Annotated in this window: 11 protein-coding genes; 9 read left to right on the forward strand and 2 right to left on the reverse strand. The window is 59.7% G+C overall.

What is annotated here, in order from left to right:
* Positions 1 to 68: 68 nt before the first annotated feature.
* On the reverse strand, positions 69 to 296 hold the full coding sequence (locus D8V06_RS08345) for a hypothetical protein (RefSeq protein ID WP_056855551.1): 228 nt from the start codon (positions 294 to 296) through the stop codon (positions 69 to 71).
* A gap of 181 nt (positions 297 to 477) precedes the next feature.
* On the opposite strand from D8V06_RS08345, the gene D8V06_RS08350 reads away from it, so the two are divergent.
* The 3 genes from D8V06_RS08350 (at position 478) to D8V06_RS08360 (ending at position 2,817) form a co-directional block, all read left to right on the forward strand.
* Entirely contained in the window at positions 478 to 1,038 is a 561-nt protein-coding gene (locus tag D8V06_RS08350) for an NADPH-dependent FMN reductase (RefSeq protein ID WP_056855550.1), read from the forward strand.
* Positions 1,039 to 1,154: 116 nt separating this feature from the next.
* Entirely contained in the window at positions 1,155 to 1,502 is a 348-nt protein-coding gene (locus tag D8V06_RS08355) for a metalloregulator ArsR/SmtB family transcription factor (protein WP_130930784.1), read from the forward strand.
* A gap of 31 nt (positions 1,503 to 1,533) precedes the next feature.
* Positions 1,534 to 2,817: an arsenic transporter gene (locus tag D8V06_RS08360; protein WP_130930785.1), complete on the forward strand. Its 1,284-nt coding sequence runs from the start codon at positions 1,534 to 1,536 to the stop codon at positions 2,815 to 2,817.
* 41 nt (positions 2,818 to 2,858) lie between these two features.
* On the opposite strand, the gene D8V06_RS08365 is transcribed toward D8V06_RS08360, so the two are convergent.
* Positions 2,859 to 3,809, reverse strand: coding sequence for a DUF1853 family protein (locus D8V06_RS08365; RefSeq protein ID WP_130930786.1), 951 nt, complete (start codon positions 3,807 to 3,809; stop codon positions 2,859 to 2,861).
* Between the two features lie 118 nt (positions 3,810 to 3,927).
* Here D8V06_RS08365 and D8V06_RS08370 point away from each other — a divergent pair, with 118 nt between their 5' ends.
* Genes D8V06_RS08370 through pepN form a run of 6 tightly spaced genes read left to right on the forward strand, consistent with a single transcriptional unit; the run spans position 3,928 to position 10,442 of the window.
* Positions 3,928 to 4,818 carry an NAD(+) kinase gene (locus tag D8V06_RS08370; RefSeq protein ID WP_056855546.1) on the forward strand — a complete coding sequence of 297 codons (891 nt, stop codon included), beginning with the start codon at positions 3,928 to 3,930 and terminating at the stop codon, positions 4,816 to 4,818.
* Positions 4,818 to 5,789 carry a metallophosphoesterase gene (locus D8V06_RS08375; protein ID WP_056855545.1) on the forward strand — a complete coding sequence of 324 codons (972 nt, stop codon included), beginning with the start codon at positions 4,818 to 4,820 and terminating at the stop codon, positions 5,787 to 5,789. Before D8V06_RS08370 ends, D8V06_RS08375 begins: the two co-directional genes overlap by 1 nt.
* A complete protein-coding gene (locus tag D8V06_RS08380; protein WP_056855544.1) occupies positions 5,786 to 6,655 on the forward strand; it encodes a rhomboid family intramembrane serine protease in 870 nt (289 codons plus the stop codon). Before D8V06_RS08375 ends, D8V06_RS08380 begins: the two co-directional genes overlap by 4 nt.
* A 31-nt stretch (positions 6,656 to 6,686) precedes the next feature.
* The gene (locus tag D8V06_RS08385; RefSeq protein WP_056855543.1) at positions 6,687 to 6,947 is read left to right on the forward strand and encodes a DUF1315 family protein; all 261 of its coding nucleotides are present in this window, start codon (positions 6,687 to 6,689) and stop codon (positions 6,945 to 6,947) included.
* A complete protein-coding gene (locus D8V06_RS08390) occupies positions 6,944 to 7,774 on the forward strand; it encodes a DUF2797 domain-containing protein (protein WP_130930787.1) in 831 nt (276 codons plus the stop codon). Before D8V06_RS08385 ends, D8V06_RS08390 begins: the two co-directional genes overlap by 4 nt.
* Positions 7,775 to 7,784: 10 nt before the next feature.
* Positions 7,785 to 10,442 (forward strand): aminopeptidase N, encoded by a 2,658-nt coding sequence (pepN, locus tag D8V06_RS08395; protein ID WP_130930788.1) that lies wholly within the window; start codon positions 7,785 to 7,787, stop codon positions 10,440 to 10,442.
* The last annotated feature ends 1,039 nt before the right edge of the window (positions 10,443 to 11,481 follow it).

Here is an 11,481-nt window from a genome sequence, read left to right on the forward strand (position 1 = left end):
CAGGTGAGGAGTCAGTCACTGAATCCTAACCCAAGTCCGCGCATATGACTTCTGCTCATAACATCGAGTTATGACGCGACGCAGGTTGCCGGCTCACGGGTGAGAGTGACGCCCGTTTGCACCAGCATGAACTCATTGTCATCAACTTTGTTGACCCGATCGCCAATGGCCAGTTTGTACGTGGTTGCAGGCCCGGAACCGTCTGCGGACGGGGTGGACTCCTGAAACTCGTGTACCGAATAAATACGGCCTTCCGCGTCTCTTGCATGGAACTGACCGACGAGTACTGCTGCCATCTGCTTAGAACCTCTGGAGATAAAACACTTGATTGACGGCTTTGTAGACCGCCGTCGAGCACGGTAAGTTTTCCTGCTCGAAAAAAATAATCAGGACGCAGATATACCTGTGTTTACTGGTTGAAACATCGTCCGATCATCTATAACTACAGGCTCCCCCACGGACAATCGAGAGTCTTCCATGAGTAGTGTCTATAACGTCGCCGTTATCGTCGGCAGCCTGCGCAAAGCATCGATCAACCGCAAGATCGCGCTCGCCCTGGCCGATCTGGCGCCGGCGAATCTGAAGCTCACTATCGTTGAAATTGGCGATCTACCGCTTTACAACGAGGATATCGATGTTGATACACCGCCGGCAGCCTACAGCACTTTCCGACAACAAGTGAGCTCATCCGACGCGGTGTTGTTCGTTACTCCTGAATACAACCGTTCTGTGCCGGCCCCGATGAAAAATGCGATCGACGTGGGTTCGCGCCCGTATGGCAAGAGTGCCTGGAGCGGCAAACCAGGCGCGGTGATCAGCGCTTCGCCGGGCGCGATTGGCGGTTTCGGCGCCAACCATCACCTGCGCCAGTCCATGGTGTTTCTCAATGTGCCGCTGATGCAGCAACCCGAGGCCTATCTGGGCGGCGCTGGCTCGGCGTTTGATGAGGCCGGCAAACTGTCGGAGTCGGTCAAGCCGTTCCTGCAGAGTTTCATCAATGCCTATGGGCAGTGGGTCGAGCAACACAAAAAGCTGTGATTGCCGCTTCTGGCGCTCCGGGTGACGGAGCGCCGGATGTGCTTTTCCAGGCAGTGCTTTACTGTATATTCGAAATTCCATATATTCACGCCTCGTTCGCACAGAGGCGTGTTTTCATGTCCGACTTCCGCAGTCCCGTCGATGTTTTCAAGGCCTTGGCCGATGACACTCGCAGTCGTGTTGCCTTGCTGATCGCTCGTGAAGGCGAACTGTGCGTATGCGAGCTGACGGCTGCGCTTGACCTCAGCCAACCGAAAATTTCCCGTCACCTGGCGCAATTGCGCAGTAATGGCTTGCTGACGGATCGACGGCAGGGGCAATGGGTTTATTACCGATTGAACCCGCAACTTGAACCTTGGGTCGCCACGATGCTGCAAGAAGCGTTGGCGGCCAATGCTGATTGGCTTGCCGCCGATGTGGCACGTCTGCAGGCGATGACAGACCGACCGGTTCGTTGCTGCTGATTATCTCTCCATTCTTTAAAGGCAGCTGCGCATGCTTGTAGCGTCACTGATTTTCCTGCTGACGATCACGCTGGTGATCTGGCAACCCAAAGGGCTCGGCGTCGGTTGGAGCGCGGTACTGGGCGCGGTGCTGGCTTTGATGTTCGGCGTTGTGCACCTGAGCGACATTCCATTGGTGTGGCAAATCATCTGGAACGCCACCGGAACCTTTGTCGCACTGATCATCATCAGTTTGTTGCTGGACGAGGCCGGATTTTTTGCCTGGGCAGCGCTGCATGTGGCCCGTTGGGGAAGGGGTAGTGGGCGCCAGTTGTTTGCCTACATGGTGTTGCTCGGGGCATTGGTGTCGGCGTTGTTCGCCAATGACGGCGCGGCGCTGATCCTCACGCCCATTGTGATTTCCATGCTGTTGGCATTGCGTTTTTCTCCGGCGGCGACGCTGGCGTTCGTCATGGGCGCCGGCTTCATTGCCGATACGGCCAGCCTGCCGCTGGTGGTGTCGAACCTGGTGAACATCGTTTCCGCTGACTTCTTCAACATCGGTTTCAACCGGTACGCGGCGGTGATGATCCCGGTCAACCTGGTCAGTGTCGCGGCTACCTTGGCGGTATTGATGTGGTTTTTCCGCCGCGACATCCCCAAAAACTATGACCCTGAGCAATTGGAACATCCGGCGTCGGCGATCCATGACAAGGCGACGTTCTACGCCGGCTGGGCGGTGCTGGTGATTCTGCTGCTCGGCTGCTTCGCGCTGGAACCGCTGGGCATTCCCATCAGTGCCATTTCGGCCGTGTGCGCGGCCTTGCTGTGGGCGATTGCCGCCCGTGGTCACAAGATTTCCACGCGCAAAGTGCTGAAGGAAGCGCCTTGGCACATCGTGATTTTCTCGCTTGGCATGTATCTGGTGGTCTACGGCCTGCGCAACGCCGGACTCACAGGCTATCTGGCGGGCTGGCTCAATGGCTTTGCCGAGTTCGGTGTCTGGGGCGCGGCAATGGGCACGGGGGTGTTGACCGCGTTGTTGTCCTCGATCATGAACAATTTGCCGACGGTGTTGATCGGACTGCTATCCATCGATGCCAGCCAGGCGAGCGGGGTGGTCAAGGAAGCGATGATCTACGCCAACGTCATCGGCAGTGACCTGGGGCCGAAAATCACCCCGATAGGCAGTCTGGCAACCTTGCTGTGGCTGCATGTGCTGGAACGCAAAAACATCCGGATCGGCTGGGGGTATTACTTCAAGGTCGGGATCGTGCTGACGGTGCCGGTGTTGTTGGTGACGTTGGCGGCGCTGGCTTTGCGGTTGTCCATTTAGATTGTTGAAAAGCTGGTTCAAAAGTTCGCACAAGATTCGGATCAGCCTTGGCCGGGTACATTCGGCCAAAGGTCCGACACCAGGAACAATCGCTCGGCTTCTTCCCAGTCGCCATGGGCATTTTCGGTCAAACGCACCAGCAATTGTGCCGGCGCCAGCGGGTCGAGGTCGCACAGCCAGGCGTTCAATTGCTCGACGTTCCAGGTGTGTTCCGCCGAGTAGTGCGCCGGCGCCAGCCAAGCGTGGCGGGGCAGGGGTTGCCAGCGCCCCGGCGGACTTTGCTCGACAAAATCCTGCCAATCCTTTTGATGCAACCAACGACCGCGCAAATGTTGTGGATGTGCACCGCTCGGTGCTGCCGCTTGCCCCGGCCATGGATAGAGCAAATAGCCGCCCAGCCACAAATGCGCGGTGAACTGGCGGATATCCAGCGCTGCCAGCACTTCGCGGCTCTCGGGACGTGCGGATATCGGCAGTTGATGCTGGCTCAGGTGCGCCAGCTTGCGGTCCAGTCGATCGTGACAGCCGGGGCCAAGCCATTGCGCGGTGTCGCATCCATCACCTGATTGAGGGCCCAGATACAGCTTGATCGCCAGTTCCAGGTGATGCACACCGTCGCGGTCACGCAGCAGCATGTCCAGCTCGCCGAGCGTATGGCCTTCGCGCCGGATCGGCATGTTGGCGGCGATCAGTTCGATGCCGGGCGCATGCTCCACGGCAAATTGCCAGAGACGCTCGTAGTACAAGCCAAGACGCCGGGTGCGGGCCTGGGCCAGCCAGTGCAGCAGTCCGTAGCTGTCCTGGTCCAGCTGACGCAGCCAGTGTTCCAGGCGCTCAGGTGCCTGCACCCAGTCGCTGCCGGCCAGCGGGTGGCGTTGCGGCCACGGTGTGTCGGCGAGCATCGGCGGCGCGAGGATGACCCATGCCAGGTCGCGCACTTCGGGGTGGCGCAACTGGTGGGGCAGCTGGAGCAAATCTGGAAATAGGATCATCTTGCGAGCATAGCCCGAAACCCGAGCACACCCTTGAGACTGAAAGGATTTTGTCTATCAGCGGCTTTCGCCCATAATCGTGTTTTTCGTCGTCGCACAGATTCCCAGCAGGAGCCCCATGGAGCAATTTCGCAATATCGGCATCATCGGTCGCCTGGGCAGTTCCCAGGTGCTGGATACCGTCCGCCGACTGAAACGGTTTCTGCTCGATCGTCACCTGCACGTGATCCTCGAAGACACCATCGCCGAAGTCCTGCCGGGTCATGGCCTGCAAACCTCGTCGCGCAAGATGCTCGGTGAAGTCTGTGACATGGTGATTGTGGTGGGCGGTGACGGCAGCCTGCTCGGTGCCGCCCGGGCGTTAGCCAAGCACAATATTCCGGTACTGGGGATCAACCGGGGCAGTCTTGGTTTCCTGACCGATATCCGCCCTGACGAGCTGGAACTCAAGGTCGCCGAAGTGCTCGATGGCCACTATCTGGTGGAGAACCGCTTCCTGTTGCAGGCTGAAGTTCGCCGGCATGCCGAGGCTATCGGCCAGGGCGATGCGCTGAACGACGTGGTGCTGCACCCCGGCAAATCCACGCGGATGATCGAGTTCGAGCTGTACATCGACGGCCAGTTCGTCTGCAGCCAGAAGGCCGACGGCCTGATCGTCGCCACGCCGACCGGTTCCACCGCCTACGCGCTGTCTGCCGGCGGGCCGATCATGCATCCCAAGCTCGACGCCATTGTAATCGTGCCGATGTACCCCCATACCTTGTCGGGTCGGCCAATTGTGGTCGATGGCAACAGTGAGCTGAAAATCGTCGTGTCCAAGGATATGCAGATTTACCCGCAAGTCTCGTGTGACGGGCAGAACCACTTTACCTGTGCGCCCGGCGACACCATCACCGTCAGCAAGAAAGCCCAGAAGCTGCGGTTGATTCATCCGCTCGACCACAACTACTACGAAGTCTGCCGGACCAAGCTCGGCTGGGGCAGCAAGTTGGGTGGTGGAGGCGACTGATGCTCGATCCCGCGCGTAGCTACGACCTGATCGGTGACGTGCACGGTTGCGCAATGACCCTTGAGCATTTGCTCGACCGGCTCGGTTATCACAAGCACGGTGGCGTCTGGCGCCATGCGTCGCGCATGGCGGTGTTCGTCGGCGACATCATCGACCGTGGCCCGCGAATTCGCGAGGCGTTGCACATCGTCCACGACATGGTCGAGGCCGGGCAGGCGCTGTGCATCATGGGCAACCACGAGTTCAACGCGCTGGGCTGGGTCACGCCGGCACTGCCCGGCAGTGGCAAGCAGTTCGTGCGCGAGCACACGCCGCGCCATGCCCGGCTGCTTCAGGAAACCCTGACCCAGTTCGAACATCATCCCGGCGACTGGCATGACTTCCAGCAATGGTTCTATGAGCTGCCGCTGTTCGTCGATGCCGGGCGTTTCCGGGTAGTGCATGCCTGCTGGGATGCCGGGCTGATTGAACCTTTGCGCCAGTTGTTTCCCGATGGCTGTATCGACGAGCACTTCCTCCAGGCTTCGGCCCAGTCGGGCTCATTTGCCTGCACCGTTTTCGACCGCTTGCTGCGCGGCACCGACATGCGCCTGCCTGACGGCCTGACCATGACCAGCGGCGATGGCCTGGTGCGGTCGTTCTTCCGCACCAAGTTCTGGGAAGACGATCCGCAAACCTACGGCGACATCGTCTTCCAGCCTGACGCCTTACCGGACCCGGTGGCCCGCACACCGCTGTCTTCGACCGAGAAAAACATGCTGCTGCGTTACGGCATCGATGAACCGTTGCTGTTCGTCGGACATTATTGGCGCAGCGGTAAACCGGCACCGATCCGCCCGAACCTGGCGTGCCTGGATTACAGTGCCGTGCTCTACGGCAAACTGGTTGCCTATCGGCTGGATCAGGAAACGCGGCTCGATCCGCATAAATTCGTCTGGGTCGATGTCGAGCGGCCAGAGGTTCTGCGATGAGTGCAGTAGCGGTGTTGCGTCTGCCCCTGGCGGTAGACCTGAGCGGCTTCGTCAAATTGCTGGAACGCATGCAGGTGCCGCATCGGGTCAGCGAAGAGTCCGGTGAGCAGGTGTTGTGGGTGCCGCAGAACATCAGCGAAGACGTCCGTGCGCTCTACGAACGCTTCCCGGCGGGCGACCCCGATCAACAACTGGACATCCAGCCGGCGCAAACCCGAAAGCGTCCGGGGTTCGCCGAGCAGGTTCGCCACGCAAAAGCCACGGCGCTGGTGCTGATCCTGAGTCTGATCGTCGGTGCGATCACGTTGCTCGGCGACAATCTCGATACGCTGCGCTGGCTGACCTTCCTCGATTTCCGCGTCGTCGGCGAATACATCCATTTCGTGCCCCTGGCTGACAGCCTGGCGGCGGGGCAGTGGTGGCGACTGGTGACGCCGATGCTGATCCACTTCGGCATTTTGCACCTGGCCATGAACGGCATGTGGTACTGGGAGCTGGGACGACGCATCGAATCGCGCCAGGGCACTATCAACCTGGTCGGGTTGACCTTGCTGTTCAGCCTCGTCTCCAACTACGTTCAGTTTGTTTTCAGCGGCCCGACCCTGTTCGGCGGATTGTCCGGGGTGCTTTACGGTCTGCTGGGGCATTGCTGGATCTTCCAGTTGCTGTCGCCGAACGCCGCTTACCGCCTGCCCCGTGGCGTGCTGGCGATGATGCTGGTGTGGTTGCTGCTGTGCCTGTCCGGGCTGGTCTCGATGATCGGCTTCGGCGAAATCGCCAACGCGGCCCACGTCAGCGGGTTGCTCGTCGGATGCTTGACCGGTTTGTTGGGTGGTTTGTACAACCGCCGTAAACTGACCGTCTGAAACCGTTGTGTATAGAGAACGCGGAGACCCAATGTCCTCTTTTAACGAAATGATCAAGAACATCACCCCGGACATCTACCAGAGCCTGAAGCTGGCGGTGGAAATCGGTAAATGGTCCGACGGTGGCAAGCTCACCGCCGAGCAACGCGAACTGTCGCTGCAAGCGATGATCGCCTGGGAAATCCAGAACCTGCCCGAGGAAGAGCGTACTGGCTACATGGGTCCGCAAGAATGCAGCTCCAAGTCGATTCAAGTGCCCAACATCCTGTTCAAGTCGGATGCCATCCATTGATCGAGATTGGCCGCGGTGCAATCAGCAAAATGTCGGCGCGCCTGGACGGGCCGAACGTGCAATACGCATTTCGTCTGGGCGACGCAGAGGTTCCGGTCAACCCTTTGATCGGCACCACGGTGCGCCTGGAATATCTGGGAGCGATCCACTGCACCCATTGCGGACGCAAGACCAAAACCAGTTTCAGCCAGGGGTACTGTTACCCGTGCATGACCAAACTGGCCCAGTGTGACGTGTGCATCATGAGCCCCGAGCGCTGTCATTTCGACGCCGGCACCTGCCGGGAGCCGGAGTGGGGCGAGAAGTTCTGCATGACCGATCACATCGTCTACCTGTCGAATTCATCCGGGGTAAAGGTCGGCATCACCCGCGCTACCCAGTTGCCGACCCGCTGGATCGATCAGGGTGCCAGCCAGGCGTTGCCGATCATGCGGGTTTCCACACGCCAGCAATCGGGCTTCGTCGAAGACCTGTTCCGCAGCCAGGTAGCGGACAAGACCAACTGGCGTGCCTTGCTCAAGGGCGATGCAATATCGGTGGACCTGCCACAGATCCGTGACCAGTTGTTCGACCGCTGTGCCGAGGGCCTGCAAGGATTGCAGGAACGATTCGGCCTACAGGCGATCCAGACGATTGCCGACGTCGAACCGCTCGAAATCCGCTTTCCGGTCGAGCAGTATCCGGCGAAAATCGTCAGCTTCAACCTGGACAAGCATCCGATTGCCGAAGGCACGCTGATGGGGATCAAAGGCCAATACCTGATCTTCGACACCGGCGTGATCAATATTCGTAAGTACACGGCCTATCAGCTCGCCGTGCATAGTTAAGGACTCCAGCATGCGCACCGAACAACCGAAGATGATCTACCTCAAGGACTATCAGGCCCCTGAGTACCTGATTGACGAAACGCACCTGACCTTCGAGTTGTTCGAGGACCACAGCCTGGTCCACGCGCAACTGGTGATGCGCCGCAACCCCGAACGCGGTCCGGGCCTGCCGCCGCTGGTGCTGGATGGCCAGCAACTGGAACTGCTATCGGTCACGCTGGCCGATCAGGCGCTTACAGCGGCGCAATATCAACTGACCGACAATCACCTGACCCTGCACCCGACCAGCGCTACCTTCACGGTCGATACCAGCGTCAAGATCCATCCTGAAACCAATACCGCGCTGGAAGGCCTGTACAAGTCCGGCACGATGTTCTGCACCCAGTGCGAGGCCGAAGGCTTTCGCAAGATCACCTATTACCTCGACCGCCCGGACGTGATGAGCAAGTTCACCACCACCGTGGTCGCCGAGCAGCACAGTTATCCGGTGCTGCTGTCCAACGGCAATCCGATTGCCAGCGGCCCCGGCGAAGATGGCCGGCACTGGGCGACCTGGGAAGACCCGTTCATGAAGCCGGCGTACCTGTTCGCGTTGGTGGCGGGTGATTTGTGGTGCGTCGAAGACACCTTCACCACCATGACCGAGCGCACCGTGGCGCTGCGCATTTATGTCGAGCCGGAAAACATCGACAAATGCCAGCACGCCATGAACAGCCTGAAGAAGTCCATGCGCTGGGACGAAGAGGTCTACGGTCGCGAGTACGATCTGGACATCTTCATGATCGTCGCGGTCAACGATTTCAACATGGGCGCGATGGAGAACAAGGGCCTCAACATCTTCAACTCCAGCGCCGTGCTGGCCCGCGCCGAAACCGCCACCGACGCCGCGCATCAGCGGGTCGAAGCGATCGTCGCCCACGAATATTTCCACAACTGGTCGGGCAACCGCGTGACCTGCCGCGATTGGTTCCAGTTGTCGCTCAAGGAAGGCTTTACCGTATTCCGCGATTCGCATTTCTCCGCCGACATGAACTCGGCGACGGTCAAGCGCATCCAGGACGTGGCGTACCTGCGTACCCACCAGTTCGCCGAAGACGCCGGCCCCATGGCTCACGCCGTGCGCCCGGACAGCTTCATCGAGATTTCCAACTTCTATACCCTGACCGTGTACGAAAAGGGTTCGGAAGTGGTCGGCATGATCCATACCTTGCTTGGCGCCGAAGGCTTCCGTAAAGGCAGCGACCTGTACTTTGAGCGCCACGACGGCCAGGCCGTGACCTGCGACGACTTCATCAAGGCCATGGAAGACGCCAACGGCGTGGACCTGACCCAGTTCAAGCGCTGGTACAGCCAGGCGGGCACGCCACGACTGGCAGTGAGCGAGTCCTACGACGCTGCAGCAAAAACCTACAGCCTGACCTTCCGCCAGAGCTGCCCGCAGACTCCGGACAAGGTCGAAAAACTGCCGTTCGTGATCCCGGTGGAGCTCGGTCTGCTGGACAGCAAGGGTGCTGAAATTGCCCTGCGTCTGGCTGGTGAAGCGTCGGCGCAAGGCACCTCGCGGGTGATCTCGGTGACCGAAGCCGAGCAGACATTCACCTTCGTCGACATCGCCGAACAGCCGCTGCCATCGCTGCTGCGCGGCTTCTCGGCCCCGGTGAAACTGAGCTTCCCGTACAGCCGCGATCAGTTGATGTTCCTCATGCAACACGACAGCGACGGTTTCAACCGCTGGGATGCCGGCCAGCAATTGTCGGTGCAGGTGTTGCAGGAATTGATCGCCCAGCAACAGAAGGGCGAAGCGCTGGTGCTGGATCAGCGTCTGGTATCCGCTTTGCGTACCGTGCTGTCCGATGAGTCGCTGGATCAGGCGATGGTCGCCGAAATGCTTTCGCTGCCAAGCGAAGCTTATTTGGCCGAAATCAGTGAAGTGGCCGATGTGGACGCCATCCACACCGCCCGCGAGTTTGCCCGCAAGCAGTTGGCGGATGCGCTGTTCGAGGCCTTGTGGCTGCGTTATCAAGCCAACCGCGACTTGTCCAAGCAAACCCCGTATGTGGCCGAAGCCGAACATTTCGCCCGCCGTGCCTTGCAGAACATCGCGCTGTCGTACCTGATGCTCAGCGGCAAGCCAGAAGTATTGGCCGCGACACTGGAGCAGTTCGCCGCGTGCGACAACATGACCGAACGCCTGACCGCCCTCGCGGTGTTGGTCAACTCGCCCTTCGAAGAGCAAAAAGCCAAGGCACTGGCGAGCTTCGCCGAGCACTTCAAGGACAATCCGTTGGTCATGGATCAGTGGTTCAGTGTCCAGGCCGGCAGTACGTTGCCGGGCGGGCTGGAGCGGGTCAAGGCATTGATGCAGCACCCGGCGTTCAACATCAAGAACCCGAACAAGGTGCGGGCGTTGATCGGTGCGTTTGCCGGGCAGAACCTGATCAATTTCCATGCGGCGGATGGTTCCGGGTATCGCTTCCTGGCGGATCTGGTGATCGAGTTGAACGGCTTCAATCCGCAGATTGCTTCTCGCCAGTTGGCGCCTTTGACTCGCTGGCGCAAGTATGACGATGCGCGTCAGGCGTTGATGAAGGGCGAGCTGGAGCGGATTTTGAATTCGGGGCAGTTGTCCAGTGATGTGTTTGAGGTGGTGAGCAAGAGTTTGGCTTGATGTTGGATCTTGACCTTGGCGGCCTTTGGGTCGACCAGGTTCTGGGTTGTTTTTTGTGTATATCCGTTGCTTCGGTAACGGCCACTTATGGTTTCGCCCTTACGGCGACTCACTTTTTACAAGCGCCTAAAAAAGTAAGCAAAAAACGCTCGCCCCTGACGTACGGCCCCTCGCTGGGGCTCGGGGTACCTTCGCTCCGGCATTCATCCGGGGGCATCGCCTCCGGTCTGCTTCGCGACGACCTCCTCTCGATGTGTGCGGCTTCGCCGCACGGCGCTGCGCGCCCACCCCCGGATGAACGCCTCCACTCAGCCTGCCGATGGGGCGGGTGAATCAAGATCAAAAGCTGCAGGCGAGCTAACGCTCGGCCTGTTGAGTGGTTAGAAGCAACGGCGGTTGTATGGCGTTCTGCTCTTACTCTTGCTCTTGCTTTTGCTCTTCTGTGGGAGCCGGCTTGCCAGCGATGACCGCCTGCCAGCCGACCAATCTCTACCAGATGCCCCCAACCCCATTGTAGGAGCCAGCCTGCTGGCGATGACGGTCTCACAGCCAACCAATTCCTGCCAGATGTACTCCTCCCCTGTGGGAGCTGGCTTGCCAGCGATGACGACCTGCCAGCCAACAAACCTCCACCATATGCCATCAATCCCATTGCAGGAGCTAGCCTGCTCGCGAAAAACGCCCAGACACCCTGATCATCCAGACAGGGCACGTCATCGTTAACGACCATCGCCAGCAGGGCTGGCTCCTACAGGGGAGAATCAATGCCCAACCCAACCTATCAGGCCGGCCGGTAGGCCGCCTCGCTTCGGCTCTTGATCTTTTGCCCCTTCGGCAGGCCGAGCGTAGGTGTTCATCTGGGGGGGGGCGCGTAGCGCCGTGCGGCGAAGCCGCACACATCGAGAGGAGGTCGTCGCGAAGCAGACCGTAGGCGATGCCCCCGGATGGACACCGTAGCGAGGGAACACCGAGCCCCAGCGAGGTGCCGTACGCCGGGGCAAAGCCTTTTGGTTCCTTTTTGGCGTTTGAAAAAGGGACT

This window comes from Pseudomonas sp. Sample_24 (genome assembly GCF_004307605.1).
Taxonomy (GTDB): Bacteria; Pseudomonadota; Gammaproteobacteria; order Pseudomonadales; family Pseudomonadaceae; genus Aquipseudomonas.